This is a genomic window from Candidatus Palauibacter sp. (genome assembly GCF_965222475.1).
Lineage (GTDB): Bacteria > Gemmatimonadota > Gemmatimonadetes > Palauibacterales > Palauibacteraceae > Palauibacter.
The window spans coordinates 1,014,583-1,040,160 of the sequence record NZ_CBDCUB010000008.1; the positions used below are offsets into that span (position 1 = coordinate 1,014,583).

Genomic DNA, 25,578 nt, shown 5'->3' on the forward strand with positions numbered 1-25,578 from the left:
GCTAGAGGAATGAGGGGTCGAACCCCTCCGAGGCCTTTTCCCGCTCCTCCTCGCGCACGAGGGTGAGGATCGCGCCCTGTGGTGCGACGAGATACCGGGTGCCCTCGAAGGTGATCTCGACCGCGGCCTTCCGGAAGAAGAGGGCGTAGTCGCCCGGCCGTGCCTGCATGGGGAGGTAGCGCGCCTCGGTTGCGCCGATCTTCCACGGCTCATCGCCCAGTTCCGCGGGTGGCCCCACCGGCGTACCGGGGCCCACCGCCACCACCGTGCCCGCCTGCACGGCCTGTTTGTCGATCGCGGTGGGAGGCAGATAGAGGCCGACGTTGGTGCGCTCTTCGCCCTCCAGCGGTTCGATGAGCACACGGTCTCCGACGACGATGAGTCTCTTATCGCTCACGGCCTCTCCTGCGGGCGTCCCTTCCGTGGCGGGTGGACTGCGGGGCGGGCCGACGCCGGATCGCCGGGTCCCGGCGCCCCCGATCCGGCACGATAGGGCGCAGGACCGCCTCCGGACAGGCTTCAGCGCGTCGAAATCCGGCCCTTGGAGTCGGGTTCGAGGCGGGCGCGCTCCTCCTCGATGAAGCTGTCCACGTTCTCGGGGACGAACAGCTTGTCGGCGATGCGGGCGATTTCCTCCGCCTCGCGCCATCGGGCCTCGAGTTCCTTCAGTTCTCCCTCCAGCGCCTCGCGCTCGGCCTGCTCGTGCGTCGCCATCTCGATCGCCAGCCGCACATCCACCTTGAGTCCCGCCAGCGTGCCCGGCAGGGGCTTCATTAGTTGCTCGGGATTCAGGGTCGAGAGCTTTGACTTGGGTAACTTGGAGAAATCACGCAGCGCCAGATCCGCCGCCTCCGGGAGAAAAGCTTCGGGATGACCGGCCTCCTCGATCCGGGCCACGGCCGTACGCACCGTCTTCCGCCCGCCACCGCGCCGGTTCGCATGAGCCATGAGCTGCCCGGCCAGCCCGATCGCCTCGCTGCCGTGCACGATCATCGTGTGTCGCCGGTTCTTTCGCTTCGTAGTCCTCGCCCACTTGTCCCACCCGGGGATGTGATCGACCTGGATGTCCCATCCCGAGGCGTCGGTGCTCGGGACGAGGCGCGACGTGTAGAGGTGTTTCCGCTGGACCCGGATCGGTTCGTCGAACTCGTCCCTGAGACGGAGGATCACACGACTGCGATACCACTGCTCCATCGCTTTGGGGATCGTCCAGACTCCCCCCATCGTTGTCGGGACGGCCACGACGGCCGCTGCGACGCTGCCGGCGACGAGTATCCCTCCTGCGGTCAAGGCCGCTCCGGTGGTTAGCATCGCCCGTCGGCGCCGCCGGCCGAACTGGTCGCCATAGCGCCACGCCGCGAACTCCTGGCGGACGGGATCGCCGACCCGGACGAGTACGAGGCCCTCTTTCAGCTTCGCGAGTCCGATGTTCTCGGAGGAGACCCGCGTGCGGGTGTCGCGGAAGGCGCGCTCGCACGCTTCGATCGCCTCCCAGCGGGTCTCGAGCGGGGAGAGATTCCAGCGTTCGCAGCGCCGGCAGACGACCCAGAGCCGCCCCTTGGCCCCGTCGAAGGCGAGGCGGCGCCCGACCGGGAACTTCTCGATGGCCTCGTTCCGGTCGAGGTCGCCGTGGCAGAAGATGCACGTCGTATACATTCAGACCTTCTTCCGGACGTCATTCGTCGGGCTCGCGGGGGCGGCGTCGATTCGCTCGCGCTCGTCGGCGATGAAGCTGTCGACGCTCTCGGGGACAAAGAGATTATCGGCGATGCGGGCGATCTCCTCCGCCTCTCGCCACCGCGCCTCGAGCTCCTTCAGTTCTCCCTCCAGCGCCTCGCGCTCGGCCTCCTCGTGCGTTGCCATCTCGATGGCCAGCCGCATGTCCACCTTCAGGCCTGCCAGCGAGCCTGGAAGCGGCTTCGACATCTTCTCAATCTTCTTTGGGGACCACTTCCGCTTCCTGGATTGCCGCAGGTCGCGGAGTGCCACCTCGGCCGCCTTCGGGAGAAACGCCTCGGGGTGACCAGCGTCCTCGATCCGGGCGACAGCCTGACGAACCGCGCGCGCGGCTCCTCCCCTACGGTTGGCGTGAGCCATCAGTTGCCCAGCAAGTCCGATCGCCTCGGGGCCGTGTACGATCATCGTCTCCCGCTGGCCTCTGAACCCCTTCGGTCGGCCCAAAAACCATGCGCGCAGCCTGTCGGAGCGCTTGTCCCAGCCAGGAAGGTGATCGACCCGAAGGCTCCAGCCGGGCCCATCGTTCTCGGGCACGAGGCGAGACGTGTAGAGATGCTTCCTCAATATCTGGATGGGGTCGCCACTCTCGTCCCTGAGTTGGAGGATTAAGCGCTCCCGATACCAGCTTTGCATCGCTGCGGGCACTCCTCCGAAGGCTCCCAGGGAGAAGCCGGCCACTGCACCGCCGATGGCGATCGCCCCTCCTGCGGTCACAGCGGCGCCGGTGACGAGCATGGCCCGCCGTCGGCGCCGGCCGAACTGGTCTCCGTAGCGCCACGCGGCGAACTCCTGGCGGACGGGGTCGCCCACCCGCACGAGTACGAGACCTTCCTTCAGCTTCGCGAGTCCGATGTTGTCGGAGGCGACCCGCATGCGGGTGCTCTCGAACGCCCGCTCGCACGCCTCGATGGCCTCCCACCGGGTCTCCAGCGGCGAGAGGTTCCAGCGTTCGCAGCGCCGGCACACGACCCAGAGCCTTCCCTTCGCCCCGTCGAACGCCAGCCGCCGCCCGACCGGGAACTCCTCGATGGCTTCGTTCCGGTCGAGGTCGCCGTGGCAGAAGATGCACGTCGTATACACTCAGACGCTCTTCCGGACGTTCTTCGGTGGTTTCGCGGGGTCGACGTCGATTCGCTCGTGCTCCTCGGCGATGAAGCTGTCAACGCTCTCCGGGACGAGCAGCTTGTCGGCGATGCGTGCGATTCGCCTCGGCTTCGCGCCACCGCGCTTCGAGTTCCTTGAGTTCTCCCTCGAGGGCTTCGCGTTCGGCTTCCTCGTGCGTCGCCATTTCGATCGCCAGCCGCAGGCTCTCGCTCATGCCGGCAAGCGTACCGGGCAGAGGTTTGCGGAGTCGTTCGATGCTTCCTGCGGGCAGGTGGTCCTTGGCGGTTTCCTGGAAGACGCGCGACGCCATTTCCGCCGCCTCGGGAAGAAACACCTCGGGGTGGCCGGCGCTCTCGATCCGCCTCACCGCCGTGCGGATCGCACCCTCCTTGCCTCCGCGCCGGTTGGCTTTCGCCATCAACTTTCCGGCGAGCTCCATCGCCTCGCGTCCGTGGATGATCATCGTGCTTCGCCCGTCCCCCCCGCTCCAGCCCGGACGGTGATCGACGCGCAGCCCCCAGCCACGGCCCTCGCGATCGGGCAGGAGACGAGATGTGTAGAGGTGTTTCCGCAGGACCCGGACCGGCGCTCCGCGCTGATTCAGGGTCCGGAGGACAACGCGATTGAGGTACCACGTCTTCGTCACCCTGCTCGTCAGCCAGAGTCCGCCCAGGGACAGCGCGCCTCCCACCACGAGAGCCCCTGCGGCGGTCGCGACGGCTCCGGTGATCAACATGGCCCGTTTACGGCGCCGGCCGAACTGGTCGCCGTAACGCCAGGCCGCGAACTCCTGGCGGACGGGGTCGCCGACCCGGACGAGTTCGAGTCCTTCCCTGATCTTCGCGAGCCCGATGTTGTCGGAGGAGACGCGCATGCGGGTGCTCGAGAACGCGCGCTCGCACGCTTCGATCGCCTCCCACCGCGTCTCCAGCGGGGAGAGGTTCCAGCGCTCGCAGCGCCGGCACACCACCCAGAGGCGCCCCCTCGACCCGTCGAAGGCGAGACGGCGGCCGACCGGGAAGTCCTCGATCGCCTCGTTCCGCTTGAGATCCGCGTGGCAATAGATGCACGTCGTAAACATTGCCCTCCCTGATCCGTTCCCACCGGAATCTCGTCACCAGACCCGGCCCGGGATACCCGCCATCGACACGACTTCATCATGGGGATGGTGCCGATATGAAGGCTTGCAATATAAAGATTCTCTTTATATCTTCCGATCCGAACGCAGATCGAACCGCTTCCCCGCCATGGGAGACGGAAACATGCAGGTCAGGCTGAGCAAGCGAATCAACGAGCTTCTGGTGCTCGCGGTACTGGAACGCGGGCCCGCCCACGGCTACCAGATCGCGCTCTCGGTCGAGGAGCGCAGTGCGGGCGCGTTCTCCTTCCAGCACGGGACGCTGTACCCGATCCTGCACCGGCTGGAAGCCAAGGGGCAGGTCAGGGGGTCCTGGGACGGCGAAGGTCGCCGTCGCAAGACGTACGAGATCACCCGTGCCGGGCGGGAGGAACTCGCGGACGGGGCGGCCGATCTGGAGCGGCAGTTTCGACTCCTGTTCGAGCTGCTGGGGGGGACCCATGCGGCGTAAGCACCCGTTGGAGGAGGTCGAACGCGGCCTCAAGGTGTCGCCGCGACGCCGTCTCGAGCTGATCGAGGAACTGGGCGCGGACGCGGAGGCGCTGCAGGAGGCGCTGGAGCGTCGCGGTCACCGCCCGGCCCGGGCCCGGCGCGCCGCGCTGCGGCAGCTCGTCCCGACGGAGGAGGCTCTCTCGGAGCTTGAGGCGCAGCATGCGCCGGCTCTGGGCCGCCGGCTGCGGGCGGCCGGGTGGCTGGACCGGGCGGAACGTGTCGGCATCGCCGGGGCCACGATCCTGGCCGGCGCCGCGGCCCTCGTGGCGGTTCGATGGCACGCCCCGGCCGGCGCGGCCGCCATTCTGGCGTGGCCCCAGGTGGCTGTTGTCGCGTTCCTCGCCACCAACTGGACCCGGGCGGCCAAACGCCTGTGGATCGACGGCGATCTCCGCCCCGAGCCGCGTCGACGCCTGTGGGAACGGCAGGTCGGCCTCGTCGTCGCTGCGGTCGCCCTCGGGGCGCTGGGTGCCGCGTGGGAGGGCTACACCGCCCTCGGTGCGCTCGAAGCCGAAGCCGCTGCGACACCGGCCCTCTGGGAGGCGGTCCGCCGCGGCGTCTCCTTCGCCGCGCTCGGGGTCGGCGCGGCGATCTGCGGACTCTTCGGCTGGCTCGCGATCACACCGCGCCTCATCAGCGACGAGACGATCGAGGGCCGCATCTCCCGGCTATTCGCCCCTTCGCCACTCACCCTGACCTCGTCCGCACGGACTTCAGCCACGCGGAGGTAATGATGTCCTTCTTCGCATCACTCGGCGTCATCCAGTACCCGCTCTGGATCGTCCTCGTACTCATGCTGGTGCAAATCAGCCGCGCAACGGTCGGACTGGTTCGGCGCGACCCGGCGGGCTCCGGACTGCGGATCCATTCGATCCTCATCCTCGGCGCCCTCGCGGCGTGCCTCGGCCTCCTCGGTTCACTGGTGGGCGTCTGGAAGATGGCCGACTTCATCTCCCGGGCCGGGGAGGTGTCTGCGGGATTGGCCTGGAGCGGAATCCAGGTGGCCCTCGGCTCCTCCATCGTCGGGTTCCTCCTTCTGGGGATCGCCGCGGTGGCTTGGCTCGGGCTCCAGTTCGCGCAGGGACGCCGGGATCCGGCCGCGACCCGCTGATGCGGTCGCGGATGCTGATCGCGGCGGGTCTCTCCCTGGGAGCCTGCGGCCCGGAGCCGGAAGAGGGCATTGGGGGCATGTCGCGGCGCGACTCGGCGGGGGTGGCGATCTTCGACAACGAGGCGGCCGACGCGCCGTTCGAGGGCGGGGCGGTCCACATCGCCGACCTCATGACGCCGGACAGCTCCCTTACGGCGCTCCCGTGGGGGGTGGCGGCGGATCCGGTGGCCGGGCGCGTCTACGCCGCGGACATGACGGGCGCGCGGGTCGCGGTGTTCGACGCCTCGGGCGCCTTCGTGGAGGCGCTGGGGCGGACGGGCGAGGGTCCGGGCGAGTTTCGGGGCGTGTCCGCGCTAACGCTGGCACCGGGCGGGACGCTCGTGGCGCTCGATGCGAGGCGCGGCGTGCTCAGCCGCTGGTCCCCGAGCGGAACGTTCGAGGGGGAGGAAAGGCTTCCGGCAAGCTACTTCGGCCCCGGTTTCGCGGTCGGTGAGGGGGGCGGGGCGGCGTGGTTCGTGACGGTGGGAGCGGCCACGGCGGACCTGTCGATGGAGCAGACGCTGGCGGTGCACACGCCGCCCGGGTCCGAGCCGATCCACATCGTCCGGCGGGAGCTCTCGCTCATGGAGCTGCCGTGCGCGTCCATGCCCGCCCCGAAGGTGTTTGCGCCGGATGTGGTGTGGGCAAGCCGCGGCGACACACTCTGGTTCGTGAACGGCGACGGGTTCCGCATCGACGGCTACGCACAAGGAGGGGTCTTCGCCAGCATACGGCGGGCGGCGGCCCCTGCGATCGCGGTCACGCGGGGGATGGCGGTCGCGTCGCTCTCGTTCGGCGTGGGTCCGTACCGGGGCCTGATGCGGCAGTGCGGGGTGACGGCGGAAGAGGTGGTCGACGCCACCGGATACGAGGAGACGCTGTCTCCCATCGTCGGGTTCACGTCCGATCCGGCGGGCGGGCTGTGGGTGTCGCGCCGGGTGCGCGGTCTCATCCCCGAGGTCATCGACGTGATCGGGGCCAGAGGCGGATACCTGGGGACGCTCGACATCCCCGCCATCCCCGTCGGGTTCGCGTCGCCGTCGCGGTTGGTGGCCGTGCGGCCGGTGATGGAGACGGGGGAGGTGCGAGTGTCGCTGTATGACGTCGGGGCGGACGCGGCGGCGGCGGGCGGGACAGGCACGCCCGGTGGTGGCGCGCTCGCCGCGGGGAGACCGGCCCGGCGGATCGGGTCGGTGCTGCGCGGCGGGTCCACACAATCGCCCTCCGCCGCGGCGTCGGCCCCGCCAAGGCGTCCGCCCGAGCCCAACCCGGCGGGTCTGCGCGAATTCAGGGACTGTGACCTCTGTCCGACCATTGTGGAGCTGCCGCCGGGTGGGTTCGTGAGGGGACGGGCCGAGGGCGAGGACCGGCGCCTGGGGCTCGACCGGGAGCCGCAGCGGCCGGAGTTCAGCCGGGAGAGGGAGCGTCCGCGCGTGCGGATCGAGTTCGGACACCGGTTCGCGATCGGCAAGTACGAGGTGACGTTCGACGAGTGGGACCGCTGCGTCGCGGCGGGGGGATGCGACTACCGGCCCACGGACAGGGGGTGGGGGCGGGGCGACCGTCCCGTGATCCACGTCTCCCTCCTCGACGCCGAGATGTACCTCGCCTGGCTGGCGGAGTTGACCGGCCGCGCGTACCGGCTGCCGAGCAGTGCCGAGTGGGAATACGCGGCCCGCGCCGGGACGACGACCGCCCGCTGGTGGGGAGACGAGGTCGGGAGCGGACACGCGGTGTGCGAGGAGTGCGGGCTCGAGTGGGAGGTGGGGTCCACCGCGCCCACGGGATCGCTGCCGCCGAATCCGTGGGGACTGCACGACATGCTCGGCAACGTGCAGGAACTCGTGGCCGACTGCTGGATCTCCACGTACGAGGACGCTCCGACCGATGGCTCGCCGGTCCGCGAAGCGTCCCGTCACTGGAGCGAAGGCCGCTGCCTGCGTCCCACCTGGAGGGGCGGCGCGTTCAGCTATTTCCGTTGGACCGTGCGCTCGGCGTGGCGCAGCGGAGGGGGGATCCTGGCCACCGCCGAAGAGCGCCACGCCCACCCGCAGGTAGGCGGCGGGACAGGCTTCCGCGTCGCCCTCACCCTCGACTGAGGGCGGCCGCCCCGCCCGGCGAGGCTCGGTTCACGGCCCTTGCCGGGGCATCAGAGCGCTGCGGGAGCGGCTATCCTCCGCTCGTCGGACACTCCCGCCCGACGAGCGACGGCGAAAACAGCACCGCCCGCGGAACGATTCCATCCTCCCGCACCGAATAAAGGGACGCCTTGTCACCCGTCCACGCCAGAACTTCGTCGTGCACCGCCCGGGCTACCATCTCCCCCGTTCCCGGATCGATAACCTCGATGACCGTGTCGAGCAGCCGGGTCATGTCCAACGGTTCGGACAGGGATGGCTCCCCGTACTCCGCCCAGTTGGGATCTGCGACCATTGTTCCGACCCACACCAAGCCATCGTGGACGCGGAGCGCACCAATGACCGAGGGGTAAGGGTCGTCGAGGGGGAATCCCGGACCGGGCGGACCGGGCAGGAACCAGCCAGGGCGGCCCTCAAGCCGGATCCATCCTGCGGAGTCTCCCGGGAGTCTCGCCTCGACAACGTACTCCGTCGGATGCGCCCACCACACCCGACCGAGCGCGTCGACATCCATGGGAAAAAAAACAGTTGTCGCATCCACCGTTCGCCGGCGAGAGCCGAAAGGTCGGCGAGCGTACCACCCTCCGTGTCGACGACTTGGATGGTCGCGTCGTGGTTGTCGCCCCAGCCACCGACGGCGAACGGCCCCGCGTCGGACAGGGGCAGGAAGTTGAAGGCCAACAAGCTTCCCAGATCCACGGTCTCCAACGCGTCGCCAGCTGTCGACAGATGCGTGATCCGCCTCAGCCCGGGATCCAAGACGAAGAGGTGTCCGGCCGGGGCTGCTCGGAGCTTGCCGAGCCCCGGGTCGAGGAATTCGCCCGGCCCGTCCCCGGCCCTACCGAGGCTACGCCGATACTGGCCGGTCGAATCGAAGACCATGATCTCCGCCCCGTTCAGCCACGAGACGAGGGCATATTCGCCCGTCCGGAGGCGCGTGATCTGAGCCGGGAAGGATATGGTTCCGGGGTCGTCGAACGCCCCCAAGGCCACCGCCTCCCGAAGCCTCACGGAGCATTCCGGGATCTCCGTGGAGATCGGGACGATCTCCTGCGCCCACAGGGAGCCGGGCAGCGCCGCCAGCGCGGCAAGTCCCCACCCGCACGGCACGATCCTCACCACAGGCTGCGGCACCTACCCCGACAGAGAAAACGGCCATGCGGACCACACCCGAACCAAGGGATGCACCATCCCCGCGCACAGTATGCTCCGTCGTTGCAGTCGAGAGGTCCCGACAGGCAGCGACAGATGAGCCCCGCCTCCAGCTGTTCCGGGGCCGGCCGAACCGGAGCCTGCGCGATCGGACCGAGGAGCCGGAAGACGAGCCCGATGTCTTCTCGTTCAAAAGCTCGACGCACTTCCTCTTCAGTGATCGCAACCTCCTCCGGATCCGGGCCGCCGGAGCTGTCGTACCAGCCTCGCACGCGCTCGATCAGTGCTCGCTGCGCGGGGCCGAAGCGGCTTTGCGCGGCCGCCCTTGAGAGATGCTCGCGCCGGAGTCGGGCTCCTTTTCTTGGTGCTCACTCACTCGAGGGTTCCGGGCCTGGGCACGCGCCGGTTACCATCGTTGAACCTGTCGATCCGCTACCGCACCTTGACGCCCCGCCTTGCGAAGCACAAGATCGCGATCTGACGTGGTCCCGCCGACAGATCGTAAGGGCGGATTCGAGAGCAGCAGAGGAGGCACCGACTTGTCCAGGAAGAGAGGCCCGGTTTCACGGCCGAGTTGAAGGCGCGGGGGAGCGCTGGAGGCGCTGGGTGGAGGGGATCATGTCGTTCACAGGGACGCGCTGCCGCAACCGACCGCCGCAGTGGCCCCGGCCTCCTGCGGGCGCCGGATGACCGGTCTCCGCAGCGCGGCCGCCGAGCCGGTTGCACCCTCCCCGTAACCCGTTCTAGACTGAGATCCCCCGGCCGACGAGCGGCCGGATGAGTCTCGTTCCGGAGTTCGCCGGCGTTCCCGCCGGCACAGGATCAGGAGTGGCCGCATGAAGCGCATCTCCGTGACCGTGAACGGGGTTCGGCACGAGGCGGACGTCGAACCCCGCACCCTCCTCGTTCATTTCCTTCGCGAACAACTCGAGCTGACCGGCACCAACGTGGGTTGCGACACGTCCTCGTGCGGCGCCTGCACCATTCTCATGAACGGTCAGTCGGTGAAGTCGTGTACCGTGCTCGCCGTCCAGGCGGATGGCGCGGACGTGGCGACCGTCGAGGGTCTCGCGAGCAACGGCGACTGGCATCCGGTCCAGAAGGCGTTCCACGAGAACCACGGCCTCCAGTGCGGCTTCTGCACGCCGGGGATGATGATGGCCGCGGTCGGCTACCTGGATGAGAACCCCTCGCCGACGGAGGGGGAGGTTCGGCTGGCGCTGGAGGGCAACCTCTGCCGCTGCACCGGCTACCACAACATCGTCAAGGCGGTGCTCGCGGCCGCCGACGATATGGGCGCCTAGAGGCGGGGAGAGAGAGACATGGCGACGGCTGAAAAATACGTAGGCGGCGGGGTCCCGCGGAAAGAGGATCCCAAGCTTCTCACAGGGCAGGGCCAGTTCGTGGAGGGGCTCACGCTGCCCGGCATGCTCCACATGGCACTCGTGCGCAGCCCGTTCGGATCGGCGCGCATCAACTCGGTGGATGTGTCCGCCGCCAGCGCCGCGGATGGCGTGGTGGCCGCGTTCAGCGGGGCGGACCTGTCCGGCGAGTGGGCGGCGGGGCTCCCCATGGCGTGGCCCGTGACGGACGACATCCGGATCCCGGACCACTGGCCCGTGGCGCAGGATGTCGCGCGCTACGTGGGCGACGCGGTCGCGGTCGTGGTCGCCACGAGCCGCAACGCGGCGCTCGACGCGGCCGAACTGGTGGAGGTCGACTACGAGGAGCAGCAGGCGGTCGTGGACGTGGAGGCGGCGCTGGCCGACGACGCGCCCCGCGTGCACGAGTCGTTCGACGACAACAAGAGCTACACCTGGGCCCTGACCAACGGCGACGTGGATGCGGCGTTCGCCAAGGCCGACGTCGTCGTCAGGGAGCGCTACACGCAGCCGCGGCTGATCCCGAACGCGATGGAACCGCGCGCGGTCGTCGTGCAGTCGGTTCCCGCGGCGGGCGACTTCACCGTGTGGTCGACCACGCAGATCCCCCATGTGGCGAAGGTGCTGTTCGCGCTCACGCTGGGGATTCCGGAGTCGCAGATCCGCGTGATCGCGCCGGATGTCGGCGGCGGCTTCGGGTCGAAACTCAACGTGTACGCGGAGGAGGCGCTCTGCATCGCGCTCGCGCGGCGCCTGGGGCGGCCGGTGAAGTGGGTGGCGGGCCGGAGCGAGGGATACGTCGCCACGATCCACGGGCGGGACCAGGTGCAGGAGATCGAGATCGCGGCGACCTCGGACGGCACGATTCTGGGATACCGCGTGAACATTCTCGCGGCCATGGGCGCCTATCTCCAGCTCGTGGCGCCGGGCGTCCCGCTTCTCGGGGCCTTCCTCTACTGCGGCTGCTACGGCGGGGAGGCGTACCACTTCGAGTGCACGGGCGTGTTCACGAACACGACCCCGACGGACGCCTATCGCGGCGCGGGCCGGCCCGAGGCCACCTATGCGATCGAGCGGGCGATGGACGCGCTCGCGCGCGAAGTGGGGGTGGATCCGGTGGAGATCCGGCGGCGGAACTTCCTCCCGGCGGGCGACATGGTGCAGAGCCCGGGCGGCCTCGCCTTCGATTCGGCGAACTACGAGCCCGCGCTGGACCGTGCCGTTGAACTTCTGGACTACGAGGGGTTCCGGAGCGACCAGGCGGAGCGCAGGGAGAGCGGGGCGGGCAAGCAGATCGGCGTCGGGTTCTCCTCCTACGTGGAGATCTGCGGGCTCGCGCCCTCGCAGGTGCTGGCCTCGCTGAAGTACGCCGCGGGCGGCTGGGACGCGGCCACGGTGCGCATGCTGCCCACCGGGAAGGCGGAGGTCGTGACGGGCAGCTCCCCGCACGGGCAGGGGCACGTGACCTCCTGGTCCCAGATCGCGGCGGACGCGCTCGGGATTCCGTACGAAGATGTCACGGTGCTGCACGGCGACACGCATGTGGCGCCCCACGGGATGAACACATACGGAAGCCGCAGTCTCGCGGTGGCCGGAGTCGCGGTCTACAAGGCCTGCGGACGGGTCGTCGACAAGGCGCGGCTGCTGGCCGCGCACCTGCTCGAGGTCGCGCCCGAGGATCTCGACTACGAGTCGGGGACGTTCTCCGTGAAGGGGGTTCCGGACCGCACGAAGTCGATGCCCGAACTCGCCTTTGCGGCATGGACCGCGCACAGCCTGCCGGAGGACTCGGAACCCGGGCTCGAGGCGGGCTGCGTGTACGATCCGCCGAACTTCACCTTCCCCTTCGGTACGCACGTTGCCGTGGTCGAGGTGGACACCGATACCGGCGCGGTGGAACTCGTCCGTTATCTTGCGGTTGACGACTGCGGGCCCGTGATCAACCCCGTCATTGTGGACGGACAGGTACACGGCGGCGTGGCGCAGGGGATCGCGGCGGCGCTGTACGAGGAGGCGACGTACGCGGAGGACGGCACGCTCGAGACCTCCTCCATGATCAACTATCTCGTGCCGTCGGCGGCCGAGTTCCCGTCCTTCGAGACGGACCGGACGGTGACGCCGAGTACCTCGAACCCGATGGGGGTGAAGGGGATCGGCGAGGCGGGGACGATCGGTTCCGCGCCGGCGGTCATCAACGCGGTCGTGGACGCGCTCGCGCACCTCGGCGTGACGGACGTCCCGATGCCGGCGACTCCGGAACGAGTATGGCGAGCCATTCAGGCGGCGCAGGGAGGTGAGGCATGATTCCGGCTTCCTTCGAATACGAGCGCGCGGGGTCCCTCGACGAGGCGCTGAGTCTCCTCGCCCAGGGAGGGGGAGACGCGAGGCCGCTGGCCGGCGGCCATTCGCTGCTTCCGCTCATGCGGCTGCGCCTGGCCCGGCCGACCCTGCTGGTGGACATCGGCGGGCTCGATGAACTGCGTGGCGTGCACGCGGATGGGGACGGGGTCTCGATCGGCGCGCTGACGACGCACCACGAGCTGGCCGGCGCGTCCGAACTGACGGGCGGCTGCGGGCTGGTCGCGCAGGTGGCGGAGGGGATCGGCGACCCGCAGGTGCGGCACCGGGGCACGATCGGCGGCTCCGTCGCGCACGCGGATCCGGCTTCGGATCTTCCCGCCGCGCTCCTGGCACTCGACGCGGAGATCTCGGTGGCCGGGAGCGGCGGCACGCGCTGGGTCGCCGCGGCCGACTTCTTCGTCGGGCCGTTCATGCCGGCCATGGACTCCGGTGAGATCGTGACCGGGATCCGCGTGCCGCGAAAGGACGGGTGGGGCAGCGCGTACCACAAGTTCCAGCGGCGGGCGCAGGACTGGGCGATCGTCGGGGTCGCCGCGGTCGTGCACTGGAGCGACGGGATCGCGGGGGCCGCGATCGGCCTCACGAACATGGGCGGCACGCCGCTGCGGGCGCACGCGGTCGAGGCCGCCCTCGCCGGCACCTCCGAGAAGGCCGAGATCCTGGCGGCGGCCTCGAAGGTGTCGGAACTCGAGACGCCGCCGGCGGACGAGAACGCGAGTTCGGAGTTCCGCCTGCACCTCGCCGAGGTGCTGATCCGGCGCGCCCTCGCGGAGGCGGCGGGCTGCCCCGGGATGCAGCGGGGCTAGCGGCCGGCGGCTAGTCCCGCCCCCCGGTCGCCCCGGCGGGGCGGGGCGCCACCGCGGCGCCCTCCCAGTCGGGGTCGGCCGCCCCGGTCCAGATGCCCGTCGCGGCGTCGTACTGAAGGCCGTGGATGCGCCCGAAGGCGCCCTGTCGCGGCGTGGCCGTGATGTCGAACCCCATGTCGCGGAACGCCTCGACCGACGCCTCCGACCAGCCGTCCTCCGGTCCCGCCTCGACCGCGAAGCCGGCGAGTCCCTCGGGTCCGAAGTCCGGATGCACGCGCGGGGCCGCGAGCGCGGCAGGGAGCGCCAGCCCGTCGTCGATGACCCGCGTCACCGCCTGAACGACCGCGGAGATGATCCGGATGCCACCCGCGGCTCCGAGCACGAGGAGCGGTTCGCCGTCGTCCAGCACCATCAAGGGCGTTATCCCGGAGCGGGCGCGCTCCCCCGGCTCGCTGATCCCGAGGTAGCCGCCCAGCGTCACCGCGTACAGGAACCCGAGTCCGGGGGTCGCGACCTTCGCTCCCATGCCGGGGCCGATCGTCTGCGTGAGGGCGACCGCCATCCCGTTCCCGTCGGCCGCCGACAGGTGCGTCGTGTGACTCTCATCCGGGGGCAGCCACAGCTCGCGACCTCCGGTGGCGAGCGCGAGGCTCAGGGGTGAGCCCGATTCCAGGGTGGCCGCGGACGGGACCTGGACCTGCGCGGCCAACTCGCGCGCGAAGGCCTTCGACGTCACGCGTACGGCGGAGGAGTCGGAACTGTCCCGCCGGTATTGCGTCATCGCGAGGGCCAGCGACTGGGCGATGACGGAGCCCCACGCCTCGCCGCTCATGCTGTCGGGATCGAACTCCTCCGCGATGTGGAGGGCGAGGATCGCGACGGCGCCCGAAGCCGGGATGTCCGACCCGACCATCTCGAACCCCCGGTACGAGCCCCGCACGATCCGGGAATCCTCCGCCCGGTACGCGTCGAGCGCCTCGTGCGTCAGGAAGCCGCCGTTGGCCGCCATGTCCGCGGCGATGCGGTCGGCGATCCCGCCGCGATAGAAGGCGTCTCCCCCGCCCAGCGAAATCGCCTTGAGCGTCGCGGCCATGTCGGACTGGACGAGGCGGTCGCCCGGCTGCCAGGGCGACCCGTCCGGCTTCAGGTAGTAGCGCCGCGCGCCCGCGGATTCGGCGACCTGCGCCCGCGAGCCGGCCTGGCGGCGGGCCTCGCCCGGCAGCAGCCGGAAACCATGCTCCGCGTAGTCGATCGCCGGGGCCATGACCGTGGTCAGCGGCAGCGAGCCGTGCTCCTCGTGCAGCCGCATCAGCCCGGCCACGGCTCCCGGCACGCCGACCGTGGCGTATCCGTACGCGGCGCTCGGCGCCGTGGCGGGATCGTATCCAAGCGGGACCGAGGTCGTTCCGTCGATGCCGGCGATCTCGCCGTCGGGGGTCCGGATGAGGATCTGGTTCCGACCCCCGATGCTGTTCATGCTCGGTTCGACCACGGAGATCGCGAAGGCCGCGGCGACGGCGGCATCGGCGGCGTTGCCGCCGAGTTCGAGCATGCGCGCGCCGGCGGCCGCCGCCAGCGGCTGCGCGGCGGCGACGACCCCGTCCCCGGAACGCGCCACCTGCGGCGCGCTCTGTCCCTGCAGGACGGACGGCAGCGTCGCGAACGCGAGTACGGTGGCGATGGTCGCGGCGTACGCCCGGATGCGTGGTCTCATCTCTCCTCCGTCGGTCCACATCTCGAATCGCGCGGCCCGCTGCGCAAGGTCACGAGCCCGGGGGGGCAAACTTGCGGTCGATACGGCTGGTGACTAGTGTCCGGCCCCCGTTGACAAAAACGTTAAACCTTCCTGATAACTGCGGGAGATCGTGATGGTCGCGAAATCGGGAGCCGCCCCGGCCGCCCTGGCCGGCGACCCGGGCATGGAGGCGACGCCGAAGGCCGGGAGGGCGCCGGAACCGCCGGGGACCGAGCGGAGAATCTTCGACGCGGCGCTCGAGGTGTTCGCCCGCAAGGGACGGGATGGGGCGCGGCTGCGGGAGATTGCGGATCGCGCGGCGATCAATCGCGCGCTTCTGCACTACTACTTCCGCACCAAGGAGCAGTTGTACGAGGCCGTGTTCGCGCACGGATGCCGGCAGTTCATGGCCGGGCTGAGCCAGTCGCTGCGGGCGGAGCAGGGGTTCGAGGACAGCCTGCGCGCGTTCGTGTACGGATACATCGAATACATCTACGAACATCAGGACATGGCCCGCCTCATGCTGAACGAATGTCTGTGCGGCGGCGGGGTACTCGAGCGACACCTGACCGCCGCGATGGAGGCACGTGAGGAAGTGCCGGGGCTCCTGCTGGAAGACAGGCTGCGGACGGCCATGGCGGCGGGAGAGATTCGGGAGGTCGACCTGCGGCACACGCTGCTCACGATCGTCTCGGCGTGCCTGTTTCCGTTCGTCGCGCTGCCGACGGTGCGACTCTTCCATTCGCGGGCCGTGGAGGACTTCGATCGCTTCCTGCAGGAGCGGAAGGCGCACATCGTCGACCTCCTGCTCGGGGGGCTGCGCCCGGTCCCCGCCCGGGAGGAGGCGCGCGCATGAGCACGTTCCCGCGGCGCGGCGCCGGACTGCTGCTGTTGGCGACTGCGAGCGCCTGTTCGCTCGCTCCGGCGCCCCGCCTGCCCGCCACGGTGGTGGAGATGCCCGAGGCCTACGATGTCGAGGCGCCGCCCGCCGAGGCCGAACCCGAAGCGCTCGCCTGGTGGCGCGCGTTCGACGACCCGACGCTGGACCGGCTGATCGAGACCGCCCTCACCCGGAATCTCGACCTGCGGGAGGCGATAGCGCGGCTCGAGGAACTGCGGCATCGTTACCGGATCGCGCGGGCGCCGCTCTTCCCGGCCCTGAGCCTGAACGGGGACGGCAACCGCTCGAGCACGCCCGCGAATACCGGACTCGGCTCCCAGTTCGGCGGCGACGATGAGGGGGGCGAGGGCCCGATCCCGGGGTTCAGCTTCGACTTCCCGGACCGCTTCGAGTTCACCACCTATTCGGCTTCTCTCGGGTTCTCGTACGAACTCGACTTCTGGGGGCGCCTGCGGAACGAATCGGGTGCCGCCGTGCGGGATTTCCTCGCCTCTCGAGGGGATGCGGAAACGGTGCGTCTCACGGTCATCGGCTCCACGATCTCGACGTATCTCGAGGTCGTCTCCGCGCGCGCCCAGCTCGTGATCGCCGAGGACAACGTGGACCTGCTGAGGGAACGCGCGGAACTCACCCGGGAGCGATACCAGGCCGGCCTCACGAACACCTTCGAACTGTACGCGATTCGGCAGCAGTACCGGACCGCCGAATCGAATCTTCCGGGGCTGCGCACGGCGGTGGACGACGCGGAGGGCCGTCTCGCGCTCATCCTGGGACGCTACGCGGGGACCATCGATGACCTGCTGCCGGCCGGCCTCGCGCCGGCGATCGACCCGACGCCGATCCCCGCCGGGCTGCCGGTGTCGCTGCTCGAGGCGCGGCCCGACGTGATGGCCGCCTTCGAGCGCGTCGAGGCGGCCCGCCTCCGCGTGGGGGCGCGCCGCGCGGACCTGCTCCCGTCCATCTCCCTGAACGCTTCGGGGGGCTTCCAGTCGGGTGAGGCGGAGAACCTGTTCTACGTCGACCAGTGGTTCACGAACCTGATCGGCGGCATCGTCGCGCCCATCTTCCAGGGCGGCCGGCTGCGGGCGAACCTCGGCGCGGCCGGGGCGCAGTACGACCAGGCCCTGATCGCCTACGCGCGCACGGTGCTCGGCGCCTACCGGGAAGTGCGGACGAGCCTGCGGCAGTTCGAGAACGAGCGGGAACGCCACGCGCAGGTCATGGAACAGGTCGCGGACGCCCGAGCCTCGCTCGAGAACCAGCTCGAGCGCTACCAGAGCGGCGTCGGGGACTACGTCGAGTACCTGGACGCGAGGGTCAACCTGAACGGGGCCGAGACGACGCGGGTGCTCGCCGAACGCGGGATCGGCGAGGCGCGGCTCGCCGTCCACCGCGCCCTGGGCGGCGCGTGGGTGGTGGAGGATGTCGAAGAAGTCGACATGAGCGACAACGAGGGCGGAGCGCGGACGCTCCCCGATCGGAGATAGGGCGGAGCGATGGAAGACGGAACGCGACAGACGCTGTACTGGGCCGACGACGCGGAGGCACCCGCCTCGCGGCCGGGGTTCCTGAAGCGGCTGGGACAGGGTGCGATCGTCATCGGCGTGGGGGTGCTCGGTTTCGCGCTGCTGTTCGGGATTCGCGCCGAGCCGGCGGAGGTGGAACCGCCGCGCGTGATCCCCACCGTGAGCACGGTGCCCGCCCGCGTGACGCAGGGGGCGATCAAGGTGCGGGGAGGCGGCACCGTGCGGCCCAGCGCCGAAGTCACGATCGCGCCGCAGGTCGGCGGACGCGTGATCTGGGCGTCGCCCGCCCTCGTCAGCGGTGGGCGCTTCCTCGAGGGCGAGCCGCTCCTGCGCGTGGATCCGGCGGACTACGAGAATGCCGTGGAGGCGGCGGAGGCGGATGTCGCGCAGCGCGAGGTGGCCCTGCTGGAGGCCGAGGAGAACGCGCGGCTGGCGCTCGATGAATGGGCGCGGCTCGCCGCCCGCGAGAACCTCGATCCGACGCCGCCGAACGCGCTCGTCACGCGGCAGCCGCAACTGGATGCGGCCAAAGCGGCCCTCAAGAGCGCCGCGGCGAGGCTGGACGACGCGCGGCTGGCCCTTGAACGGACGTGGATCCGGGCGCCGTTCAACGGGATCGTGCGCGAGGAGACGGTGGACCTCGGGCAGTTCGTGGCGGCCGGGCAGTCGGTCGGCCGCCTGTACGCGACGGACGAGGTGGAGATCGTCGTGCCGCTGAGCGACAACGAGGCGGCGCTGATCGAACGACTGTGGAGCGTGCGGGCCGGCGAGGCCGAGACCCGGATCCCGGTCGGGATCACCTCGGAGTACGGGGGCGTGGAGTACGTATGGTCCGGCTACGTGGACCGCGCGGAATCGGCGCTCGACGAGCAGACGCGCACCGTCGACGTGGTGGTCCGCGTTCCCGAGCCGTTCACGACCCCCGAGGATGAGCCCCGCCGGCCTCCGCTCCTGATCGGCAGCTACGCGACCGTGGACATCGAAGGGACGAGCTTCGAAGAGTACGCCGTCGTCCCCGCCGGCGCCGTGCGCGACGGCGACGTGCTGTGGACGGTGCGGGACGACACGCTGCTCGTCATGACTCCGGTCGAACCGATCCAGGAGGTGGACGACGAGGCGATGGTGCTCGGATCGATCGCCGACGGCACCCCGGTCATCGTGTCGATGCTCATTTTCGTCACCGACGGCATGACGGTGCAGCCCGTGCAGTTCCTCGAGAGCGCGCAGACCTGGGATGCGGCACCCGAGGGCGCCGCCGAACCCGAGGGCGCCCCCGAATCCGAAGGCACCGCTGATCCCAACGGCACCGCCGATCCGGACGGAGTCGGCTCATGAGGGGCGCGATCGCATGGATGGCGAAACACGGCGTCGCCGCCAACCTGCTCATGGTGCTGATCCTCCTGGCCGGGTTCGTGAGCCTCGTGAGCCTGCCGCAGGAGACGTTCCCGGAGATCTCCCTGGACACGATCCAGATCCGGGTCCAGTACCCCGGCGCCTCTCCCGACGAAGTGGAGCAGGCGATCGTGCGGCGGATCGAGGAACGGATCGCCGGCATCCAGGGCATCGACCGCATGACGAGCGCGGCCTCGGAGAACGTAGGGATCGTGATGGCCGAACTCGCGCTCGGCACGGACCAGTCTCGTACGCTGGACGAGATCAAGTCCGCCGTCGACCGGATCACGAGTTTCCCCCTCGATGCGGAGGAGCCCGAGGTCGTCGCGCTCACCGCGGAGAGCCAGGTGATGGACATCGCGATCTTCGGGGATGCTCCCGAGCGGACCCTCAAGGAGATCGCGAACCGGGTCAAGGACGACCTCACATCGCTGCCGACGATCTCCCTCGTGCGCGTCTCCGGCGTACGGCAGTACGAGATCTCGATCGAGGTCTCGAAGGAGGCCCTGCGCGCGCACGGTCTGACGCTCGACGAGGTCTCCGCGGCCGTGCGGCGCGGCAGCCTCGATCTGCCCGGGGGGAGCGTCGAGACGGATCGCGAGGAGATCCTCGTTCACATCCGGGGGCAGAACTACACCCGGGCGGACTTCGCCGACATCGTCGTGCGGGCCAACGTCAACGGATCGATGCTCCGCCTCGACGACATCGCGGACATCCAGGATGGTTTCGAGAGCAACGACCTCATCAACGCCTACAACGGGGAGCCGACGGCCTTCGTCCAGGTCATGCGGTCGGGGGACGACCGCGTTCTGGAGATCGTCGATGAAGTCGAGCGCTACCTCGAAGAGGAGTTGGCCGCCTCGCTGCCCCGCGGCGTGGACTACAGCGTGTGGCGCAGCGAGGCCGAGTATCTGCAGAGCCGGATCGACCTCCTCATCAAGAACGGCCGGCTCGGTCTGATTCTCGTCCTCGTGGCGCTGGCCCTCTTCCTCGACCTGCGCCTCGCGTTCTGGACGGCGGTCGGGATCGGCCTCTCCTTCGCGGGCGTGTTCGCCGTGATGGCGTGGTTCGGCATCTCCATCAACATGATGGCGCTGTTCGGCTTCATCCTCGCGATCGGGATCGTGGTCGACGACGCGATCGTGGTGGGAGAGAACATCTTCGCCCAGCGGGAGAAGGGGACGCCGGGGCTGAGAGCGGCCATACGGGGGACGAGAAGGGTCTCCGTTCCGGTCACGTTCGCCGTGCTCACGACCGTGGCGGCATTCACCCCGCTGCTCTTCGTGCCCGGGAGCCTCGGGAAGTTCCTCTACGTCATCCCCGCCATCGTCATCTCGGTGCTCCTGCTGTCGCTCGTCGAAGTCCTCTTCATCCTCCCCTATCACCTCTCGCACCTCCCGGCGCCGGGCTCGTACCGCGGGAAGGGGGGGCTGCTTCGGCCGGTGTACCGCCTGCAGGCGCTCGTGCAGACGAACCTGCAGCGCTTCATCGATGGCCCGCTGGAGCGCTCCGTGCGCTTCGCGGTGCGGCGCCCGGGGCTGACGGTGCTGGGGGCCATCTCCTCCCTGTTGCTCGTGGCGGGACTCGTGGCGGGACGCCACCTGCGGTTCAGCCTCCTGCCGGTGATCGAGGGTGAACAGGTCGTCGCCTATATCGAGATGGCCGAGGGGACGACGAGCGAGCGCACGCTGGAAGTGGCGAGCTATGTGGAGCGGGAGGGATACGCGGCGATCGCGGCGCTCGAGGCTGGGACGCCGGATGACGAACCACCGCTGGTCGACGCGGTCTTCACGAGCGTCGGGGAGCGCCCCTCGCAGGTGGGCGGGCCGGGGATGGCCGCCGAGGCAAGCTTCATCCGGTCCAACATCGCGGAAGTCAGCCTGCGCCTGTCGGACCCGGAGATCCGCAGCGTGCCGGCCATCGAGCTGGAACGGGCGTGGAGGGAACGTGTCGGGCCCGTGGCCGGCGCCCGGGAACTCACCTTCAGCTCCATCCTCATCGATCTCGGGGCTCCCGTGCAGGTGGAACTCTCCCATCCGGACACGGCGATGCTGAGGGCCGCGGTCCCGGAACTGGTCGACCGGCTGACGCGGATCGCCGGGGTCACCGAGGTCCGCGACGACCAGAGCCAGGGCAAGCGGGAGCTGGAACTGGAACTCAAGCCCGCCGCGCGAACGCTCGGGATCACGCTCGATGACCTCGCGCGCCAGGTACGCGGCGCCTTCTTCGGGAACGAGGTCTACCGCCTGCAGCGCGGCCGCGACGAGGTGCGGGTCTACGTCCGCCTTCCCGAGTCGGAGCGGAACACGCTCGCCGACCTGCAGGACTACCGGATCCGGACGCCGACGGGTGGGGAGGCGCCCCTGTCCGAGGTGGCGGATGTCTCGTTCGGCGTCGCCTCATCCGCGATCAACCGGATCGACGGACGGCGCATCGTCACCGTGACGGCGGACGTGGACGCCGCCGTCATCACGGGCCAGGAGGTGAACACCGAGATCACCTCGGCGATCCTGCCGGAGCTTCAGACCCGGTTCCCGGGCCTCCGATACGGGTTCGGAGGGGAGCAGAGACAGCAGACCCTGGCGTTCGAGGGGCTGGCGCGCGGCTTCGTGCTCGCCCTGCTCGCGATCTACGGGCTCCTCGCCATCCCGTTCCGCTCGTACGTGCAGCCGCTCGTCATCATGGCCTCGATTCCGCTGGGGCTCGTCGGCGCGGCGCTCGGGCATCTCATCATGGGACTCGATATCGGCATGCTCTCCATGTTCGGCATCGTGGGCCTCTCGGGCGTGGTCGTGAACGACTCGCTCGTCCTCATCGATTTCATCAACGAACGGCATCGAGCGGGACTCCCGATGGCGGAGGCGATCGTGCAGGGGGCCAAGGTCCGCTTCCGCCCGATCATGCTGACGTCCGTGACCACGTTCCTGGGGGTGTCGCCGATCATCCTCGAGCGCAGTACGCAGGCTCAGTTCCTGTCGCCGATGGCGGTGAGTCTGGGCTTCGGGATCCTGTTCGCCACCTTCATCATCATGCTCGCCGTGCCGGCGCTGGCGATGATGAACCACACGCTCACGCTTCGGGTGAAGCGGGCGTTCGGTCGCGGCGGCCGGCGTGAGCCGGAACTCGGTCTGGCCGCGGGCGGGCTCGAACCCCCGCCGCCGCTGCGTCCCTGAGGCCGCCGTGGAATTCGCGCGCGCGCGCGATCCGTCGGGAGAACTGAACGTCGAGTGGCAGCACTTCGATGTCTCGCGCGAGGTGCGCGAGGAGTTGAAGGCGCAGCGCGCGCAGTGTCTGTGGCTCACGGGGCTGCCGGCGTCCGGGAAGTCCACGATCGCGAACCTGCTCGAGCGGCGGCTCACGGCGGAAGGCCGCCACACCTATCTCCTGGACGGCGACAACCTCCGCCACGGCCTCAACCGGGACCTCGGGTTCGCCGAAACGGACCGGGAGGAGAACATCCGGCGCGTGGCCGAGGTGGCGCGTCTGATGGTCGATGCCGGCCTGATCGTGATCGTCGCGCTCATCAGTCCGTTCCGGGCGGGGCGGGACTACGCGCGCAACCTGTTCGAACCCGGCGAGTTCCATGAGATCTTCGTGGACGCCTCGCCGGCGACCTGCGCGGCCCGCGACCCGAAGGGGCTCTACGCCCGGGCGCGGCGGGGAGAAATCCGGAACCTGACCGGCGTGGACGCCCCCTACGAACGGCCCGAGCGGCCCGAACTCCGGCTGGATACCGAGGCGCGTTCGCCGGAGGAGTGCGTCGAACTCGTCGTGGCCGAGTTCACCTAGCAGATGGGCCCGGGCCGGGAGAAGTCAGGCTTCTCACGCGGGCGCAGGCGGCCAGGTCCTCGTTCGGGGCGCTGGCTTCGGCGGGCAGGCGGTTCTCCAGCGCGAGGAACACGGGCCCGGTCCAGTCGCGCGGGCTCGGGTCGAACTGGAAGCGGGCGCGGCTGACGACCTCTACGGCCCACACGTCCGGTCCTTCGCGCTCGACGAAGACGCCGACGACTTCGCCCTGGTCCGCGTCGAGGGCCATCTCCTCCGGGGTCTCGACTTCGGGTTCGTAGCTGTGGGCGAGCACGAAGCCGTTCCCCACGTTCTCCCGCTCGATGACGAGCCCGGCGTAGCGGACGGCCTCCACGACGCGCTCCCACAACGCCTCGTACTCGAGCCGGTAACAGCGGGCGAGGCCGGTCCCCCGGTACCGCAGCACGCTCCCCGTCGCCAGACACCCGGCCGTGACGAGCCCGGCGAGCGGCGCCGCGACGGCGGCCCGCATCAGTCCTCGCCGACCCACACGGTCTTCACGTTGACGAACTCGCGGATCGCGTGGGGGCCGAGTTCGCGCCCGTATCCCGAGCGTTTCACACCTCCGAAGGGGACGCGGGGGTCCGAGGCGGACATCCCGTTGATGAACACGCCGCCGGCCTCGAGGTCGCGCACGGCGCGGGCCCGCTCGTCGGGATCGTTCGTCCAGATCGCGGCACAGAGGCCGAACTCGGTCGCGTTGGCGCGCTCGATGGCCTCGTCCAGATCCTCGACGGGGAAGACGCTCGCGACCGGGCCGAAGATCTCGTCATCGGTGGCCGGTGAGCCGTCCGGCACCTCCGTGAGCACCGTCGGATCGTAGAACCATCCCGGGCGTTCGGGGACGCCGCCGCCCGCGGCGACCCGGGCGCCCGCCGCCACCGTCGCGTCCACCTGGCGCGCGACCTTGTCCCGCAGATCCCGCCGCGCGAGCGGTCCGATCTCGACCTCGGGGTCCCGCGGGTCGCCGACCCTGAGCGCCGAGACGCGCTCGATCAGGCGTGCCGCGAACTCGTCGGCGATCGAACGCTGGACGAGCATCCGCTTGGCGGCGATGCAGGACTGGCCGTTGTTCCACATGCGTGCGTCCACCGCGGTCGCGACGGCCCGGTCGAGGTCGGCGCTCTCCATGACGATGAATGGGTCGCTGCCGCCGAGTTCGAGCACGGTCGTCTTGATGCGGCGGCCCGCCTCGGCCGCGAGCGACGAACCGGCGGCGACGGAGCCGGTGAGGGAGGCCGCCTGCACGATCGGGTCGTCGAGCAGGCGGGGGATGTCCTCGATCTCGACGAAGAGGTTCTGGAACACGCCCTCCGGGAAGCCGGCACGCGCGAACAGGCCCTCGAGGGCGATGGCGCACTGCGGGACGTTCGGCGAATGCTTGAGCAGGAAGACGTTGCCCGCCATCAGCGTCGGGACCGCGGAGCGCATCGCCTGCCAGAAGGGGAAGTTCCAGGGCATGATCCCGAGGACGGCCCCCAGGGGGTGGTACTCGACCCAGCAGCTCGTGCCGGTGGACTCGAAGGGCTCGGACTCGAGTTGCGCAGGGCCGTGTTCCGCGTAGTAGCGGCACACCCAGGCGCACTTTTCCGCTTCGGCTACCGCGCTGGCGATCGGCTTCCCCATCTCGCGCGTCATGAGGAGGCCGTACGCGTCCCTCCCGCGCTCGACGAGATCCGCGAGGGCGAGCAGCCGCCGCGCCCGCTCGTCCAGCGACACCCGCTTCCACGCGTCAAAGGCGCGCCGCGCCCGGTCGAGAGCCGCATCGATCCCGGCCGCGTCGAGGGCCGGGAACGAGGCAAGCTGTTCCTCTGTCGCAGGATCCATACTCTCGAAGGGCATCTCATCCTCCCTCGCGGGACGTTACCATGGGGCGCATCGTCCGGTTTCCGCGCGCCACTCGCAAGTCCCGGTCGACCTCGTGCAGGAGCGCCCCGTGACCGAAGCCGAAATCGCCCGCGCGCTGCTCTCCGCCCGAGATGGGCGCCGCCCGACGGCGCCGCCGACGCTGCGGGATGACGGTTTCGGCCTCGAGCGGGCGTATCGCGTCGGAGCCGCGCTCGATCGCCGCCTCCACGAGCGCGGATACCGGCGGGCGGGCTGCAAGGTGGGTTTCACGAACAAGGCGATCTGGCCCCGGTTCGGGCTGGAGGAGCCCATCGTGGCCCCCGTCTACGACCGGACCCTCCATGCCGCGGCGCCAACCGCCCGGGTCTCGCTCGCCGCCTTCTGCGCGCCGCGCATCGAGGTGGAGGTCGTGTTCGGGGTCGATCCGGATGGCGGGATTGCGGGGACCGAGGGACCGGCCCGGCCGGCCTGGGTCGCGCTCGGGTTCGAGATCGTCGACTGCCACTATCCCGACTGGCACCTCACCCCGGCGGACTCGGTGGCGGACTTCGGGCTGCACGGCGCGCTCGTCATCGGCCCGCGTATCGAGCGGGCGGCGCCGGGTTTCGAGGAGCGGGTCGCCCGCCTCGACCGGCTCGAGGTCCGGCTCCTGCGGGACGAACGGCTGTCGGCCCGGGGGCGGGGGCGCGATGTGCTCGGCCACCCGCTCGCGGCGCTGGACTTCGTTCCCCGGCTCCTGCCCCGCTTCGATGGCGCCGGGATGCCCGCTTCGGGCGGCGTCGTGAGCACGGGGACGATGACCGCGCTCGAACCGCTCGCCGCGGGGGAGCGCTGGCGGGTCGAGGCGTGCGGCGTGGACCTGCCCGGCCTCGAGCTTGTCGTGACCGACTGAGCGGCCTTGCCCGGCCC

At 70.1% G+C, this 25,578-nt stretch carries 21 protein-coding genes and 2 pseudogenes; 13 read left to right on the forward strand and 10 right to left on the reverse strand.

The genetic code is table 11. The annotated features are described in order from the left end of the window. Position 1: 1 nt before the first annotated feature. The 4 genes from ACOQPP_RS19750 to ACOQPP_RS19765 form a co-directional block, all read right to left on the reverse strand. Positions 2–397 carry a co-chaperone GroES gene (locus tag ACOQPP_RS19750; RefSeq protein ID WP_420637283.1) on the reverse strand — a complete coding sequence of 132 codons (396 nt, stop codon included), beginning with the start codon at positions 395–397 and terminating at the stop codon, positions 2–4. Positions 398–519: 122 nt separating this feature from the next. After that, positions 520–1,656 (reverse strand): hypothetical protein, encoded by a 1,137-nt coding sequence (locus tag ACOQPP_RS19755; protein WP_420637284.1) that lies wholly within the window; start codon positions 1,654–1,656, stop codon positions 520–522. Next, the gene (locus tag ACOQPP_RS19760; protein WP_420637285.1) at positions 1,657–2,817 is read right to left on the reverse strand and encodes a hypothetical protein; all 1,161 of its coding nucleotides are present in this window, start codon (positions 2,815–2,817) and stop codon (positions 1,657–1,659) included. A 79-nt stretch (positions 2,818–2,896) separates the two neighbouring features. Further along, positions 2,897–3,922 carry a hypothetical protein gene (locus ACOQPP_RS19765; RefSeq protein WP_420637286.1) on the reverse strand — a complete coding sequence of 342 codons (1,026 nt, stop codon included), beginning with the start codon at positions 3,920–3,922 and terminating at the stop codon, positions 2,897–2,899. A 181-nt stretch (positions 3,923–4,103) separates the two neighbouring features. Between ACOQPP_RS19765 and ACOQPP_RS19770 the strand changes: the two genes are divergently transcribed. From ACOQPP_RS19770 to ACOQPP_RS19785, 4 genes are read left to right on the forward strand one after another with little or no spacing between them, the layout of a single operon-like run. After that, positions 4,104–4,430, forward strand: a complete 327-nt coding sequence (locus tag ACOQPP_RS19770) for a PadR family transcriptional regulator (RefSeq protein ID WP_419164623.1) — start codon at positions 4,104–4,106, stop codon at positions 4,428–4,430. Further along, complete coding sequence (locus ACOQPP_RS19775; RefSeq protein ID WP_420637287.1) at positions 4,420–5,202, forward strand: hypothetical protein; 783 nt, start codon at positions 4,420–4,422, stop codon at positions 5,200–5,202. The genes ACOQPP_RS19770 and ACOQPP_RS19775 overlap by 11 nt, the downstream gene beginning before the upstream one ends. A gap of 2 nt (positions 5,203–5,204) precedes the next feature. Beyond that, entirely contained in the window at positions 5,205–5,582 is a 378-nt protein-coding gene (locus tag ACOQPP_RS19780) for a hypothetical protein (RefSeq protein ID WP_420637288.1), read from the forward strand. Continuing rightward, the gene (locus ACOQPP_RS19785) at positions 5,582–7,720 is read left to right on the forward strand and encodes an SUMF1/EgtB/PvdO family nonheme iron enzyme (RefSeq protein WP_420637289.1); all 2,139 of its coding nucleotides are present in this window, start codon (positions 5,582–5,584) and stop codon (positions 7,718–7,720) included. The genes ACOQPP_RS19780 and ACOQPP_RS19785 overlap by 1 nt, the downstream gene beginning before the upstream one ends. Positions 7,721–7,790: 70 nt before the next feature. On the opposite strand, the gene ACOQPP_RS19790 is transcribed toward ACOQPP_RS19785, so the two are convergent. The 3 genes and pseudogenes from ACOQPP_RS19790 to ACOQPP_RS19800 all read right to left on the reverse strand — a co-directional run. Next, complete coding sequence (locus tag ACOQPP_RS19790) at positions 7,791–7,994, reverse strand: hypothetical protein (RefSeq protein ID WP_419164627.1); 204 nt, start codon at positions 7,992–7,994, stop codon at positions 7,791–7,793. Then, a complete protein-coding gene (locus ACOQPP_RS19795) occupies positions 7,991–8,878 on the reverse strand; it encodes a hypothetical protein (RefSeq protein ID WP_420637290.1) in 888 nt (295 codons plus the stop codon). Before ACOQPP_RS19795 ends, ACOQPP_RS19790 begins: the two co-directional genes overlap by 4 nt. Beyond that, positions 8,875–9,261: pseudogene (locus ACOQPP_RS19800) on the reverse strand (bacteriocin fulvocin C-related protein); the annotation flags it as partial. The pseudogene ACOQPP_RS19800 and the gene ACOQPP_RS19795, both read right to left, overlap by 4 nt. 486 nt (positions 9,262–9,747) lie before the next feature. Here ACOQPP_RS19800 and ACOQPP_RS19805 point away from each other — a divergent pair. Genes ACOQPP_RS19805 through ACOQPP_RS19815 form a run of 3 tightly spaced genes read left to right on the forward strand, consistent with a single transcriptional unit; the run spans position 9,748 to position 13,460 of the window. Next, a complete protein-coding gene (locus ACOQPP_RS19805) occupies positions 9,748–10,215 on the forward strand; it encodes a (2Fe-2S)-binding protein (protein ID WP_419164629.1) in 468 nt (155 codons plus the stop codon). An 18-nt stretch (positions 10,216–10,233) separates the two neighbouring features. Next, a complete protein-coding gene (locus ACOQPP_RS19810) occupies positions 10,234–12,597 on the forward strand; it encodes a xanthine dehydrogenase family protein molybdopterin-binding subunit (RefSeq protein ID WP_419164630.1) in 2,364 nt (787 codons plus the stop codon). Next, positions 12,594–13,460, forward strand: coding sequence for an FAD binding domain-containing protein (locus ACOQPP_RS19815; RefSeq protein ID WP_419164631.1), 867 nt, complete (start codon positions 12,594–12,596; stop codon positions 13,458–13,460). Before ACOQPP_RS19810 ends, ACOQPP_RS19815 begins: the two co-directional genes overlap by 4 nt. 10 nt (positions 13,461–13,470) lie before the next feature. On the opposite strand, the gene ACOQPP_RS19820 is transcribed toward ACOQPP_RS19815, so the two are convergent. Then, positions 13,471–15,174, reverse strand: a complete 1,704-nt coding sequence (locus ACOQPP_RS19820) for a gamma-glutamyltransferase (protein WP_419164632.1) — start codon at positions 15,172–15,174, stop codon at positions 13,471–13,473. A gap of 154 nt (positions 15,175–15,328) precedes the next feature. Between ACOQPP_RS19820 and ACOQPP_RS19825 the strand changes: the two genes are divergently transcribed. From ACOQPP_RS19825 to cysC, 5 genes and pseudogenes are all read left to right on the forward strand, one after another. Next, on the forward strand, positions 15,329–16,051 hold the full coding sequence (locus tag ACOQPP_RS19825) for a TetR/AcrR family transcriptional regulator (protein ID WP_419164633.1): 723 nt from the start codon (positions 15,329–15,331) through the stop codon (positions 16,049–16,051). Further along, positions 16,048–17,583: an efflux transporter outer membrane subunit gene (locus ACOQPP_RS19830; RefSeq protein WP_419164634.1), complete on the forward strand. Its 1,536-nt coding sequence runs from the start codon at positions 16,048–16,050 to the stop codon at positions 17,581–17,583. Before ACOQPP_RS19825 ends, ACOQPP_RS19830 begins: the two co-directional genes overlap by 4 nt. Before the next feature lie 9 nt (positions 17,584–17,592). Then, a complete protein-coding gene (locus tag ACOQPP_RS19835; protein WP_419164635.1) occupies positions 17,593–18,957 on the forward strand; it encodes an efflux RND transporter periplasmic adaptor subunit in 1,365 nt (454 codons plus the stop codon). Then, entirely contained in the window at positions 18,954–22,187 is a 3,234-nt protein-coding gene (locus ACOQPP_RS19840; RefSeq protein ID WP_420637291.1) for an efflux RND transporter permease subunit, read from the forward strand. Before ACOQPP_RS19835 ends, ACOQPP_RS19840 begins: the two co-directional genes overlap by 4 nt. Next, positions 22,174–22,803: pseudogene (cysC, locus tag ACOQPP_RS19845) on the forward strand (adenylyl-sulfate kinase); the annotation flags it as partial. The gene ACOQPP_RS19840 and the pseudogene cysC, both read left to right, overlap by 14 nt. Here the strand turns inward: cysC and ACOQPP_RS19850 are convergent. Further along, entirely contained in the window at positions 22,796–23,293 is a 498-nt protein-coding gene (locus ACOQPP_RS19850; protein ID WP_420637292.1) for a hypothetical protein, read from the reverse strand. The pseudogene cysC and the gene ACOQPP_RS19850 overlap by 8 nt on opposite strands. After that, positions 23,293–24,663 carry an NAD-dependent succinate-semialdehyde dehydrogenase gene (locus tag ACOQPP_RS19855; protein WP_419164638.1) on the reverse strand — a complete coding sequence of 457 codons (1,371 nt, stop codon included), beginning with the start codon at positions 24,661–24,663 and terminating at the stop codon, positions 23,293–23,295. The genes ACOQPP_RS19850 and ACOQPP_RS19855 overlap by 1 nt, the downstream gene beginning before the upstream one ends. A gap of 94 nt (positions 24,664–24,757) precedes the next feature. On the opposite strand from ACOQPP_RS19855, the gene ACOQPP_RS19860 reads away from it, so the two are divergent. Beyond that, positions 24,758–25,561, forward strand: a complete 804-nt coding sequence (locus tag ACOQPP_RS19860; protein WP_419164639.1) for a 2-keto-4-pentenoate hydratase — start codon at positions 24,758–24,760, stop codon at positions 25,559–25,561. Positions 25,562–25,578 lie beyond the last annotated feature (17 nt).

Excerpts from the sequence above, each read along its gene's own strand:
- ACOQPP_RS19755 (WP_420637284.1), bottom strand. The coding sequence starts at position 1,656 with ATGTATACGACGTGCATCTTCTGCCACGGCGACCTCGACCGGAACGAG.
- ACOQPP_RS19765 (WP_420637286.1), bottom strand. The coding sequence starts at position 3,922 with ATGTTTACGACGTGCATCTATTGCCACGCGGATCTCAAGCGGAACGAG.
- ACOQPP_RS19770 (WP_419164623.1), top strand. The coding sequence starts at position 4,104 with ATGCAGGTCAGGCTGAGCAAGCGAATCAACGAGCTTCTGGTGCTCGCG.
- ACOQPP_RS19775 (WP_420637287.1), top strand. The coding sequence starts at position 4,420 with ATGCGGCGTAAGCACCCGTTGGAGGAGGTCGAACGCGGCCTCAAGGTG.
- ACOQPP_RS19780 (WP_420637288.1), top strand. The coding sequence starts at position 5,205 with ATGTCCTTCTTCGCATCACTCGGCGTCATCCAGTACCCGCTCTGGATC.
- ACOQPP_RS19785 (WP_420637289.1), top strand. The coding sequence starts at position 5,582 with ATGCGGTCGCGGATGCTGATCGCGGCGGGTCTCTCCCTGGGAGCCTGC.
- ACOQPP_RS19790 (WP_419164627.1), bottom strand. The coding sequence starts at position 7,994 with ATGACCCGGCTGCTCGACACGGTCATCGAGGTTATCGATCCGGGAACG.
- ACOQPP_RS19805 (WP_419164629.1), top strand. The coding sequence starts at position 9,748 with ATGAAGCGCATCTCCGTGACCGTGAACGGGGTTCGGCACGAGGCGGAC.
- ACOQPP_RS19810 (WP_419164630.1), top strand. The coding sequence starts at position 10,234 with ATGGCGACGGCTGAAAAATACGTAGGCGGCGGGGTCCCGCGGAAAGAG.
- ACOQPP_RS19815 (WP_419164631.1), top strand. The coding sequence starts at position 12,594 with ATGATTCCGGCTTCCTTCGAATACGAGCGCGCGGGGTCCCTCGACGAG.
- ACOQPP_RS19820 (WP_419164632.1), bottom strand. The coding sequence starts at position 15,174 with ATGAGACCACGCATCCGGGCGTACGCCGCGACCATCGCCACCGTACTC.
- ACOQPP_RS19825 (WP_419164633.1), top strand. The coding sequence starts at position 15,329 with ATGGTCGCGAAATCGGGAGCCGCCCCGGCCGCCCTGGCCGGCGACCCG.
- ACOQPP_RS19830 (WP_419164634.1), top strand. The coding sequence starts at position 16,048 with ATGAGCACGTTCCCGCGGCGCGGCGCCGGACTGCTGCTGTTGGCGACT.
- ACOQPP_RS19835 (WP_419164635.1), top strand. The coding sequence starts at position 17,593 with ATGGAAGACGGAACGCGACAGACGCTGTACTGGGCCGACGACGCGGAG.
- ACOQPP_RS19840 (WP_420637291.1), top strand. The coding sequence starts at position 18,954 with ATGAGGGGCGCGATCGCATGGATGGCGAAACACGGCGTCGCCGCCAAC.
- ACOQPP_RS19850 (WP_420637292.1), bottom strand. The coding sequence starts at position 23,293 with ATGCGGGCCGCCGTCGCGGCGCCGCTCGCCGGGCTCGTCACGGCCGGG.
- ACOQPP_RS19855 (WP_419164638.1), bottom strand. The coding sequence starts at position 24,663 with ATGCCCTTCGAGAGTATGGATCCTGCGACAGAGGAACAGCTTGCCTCG.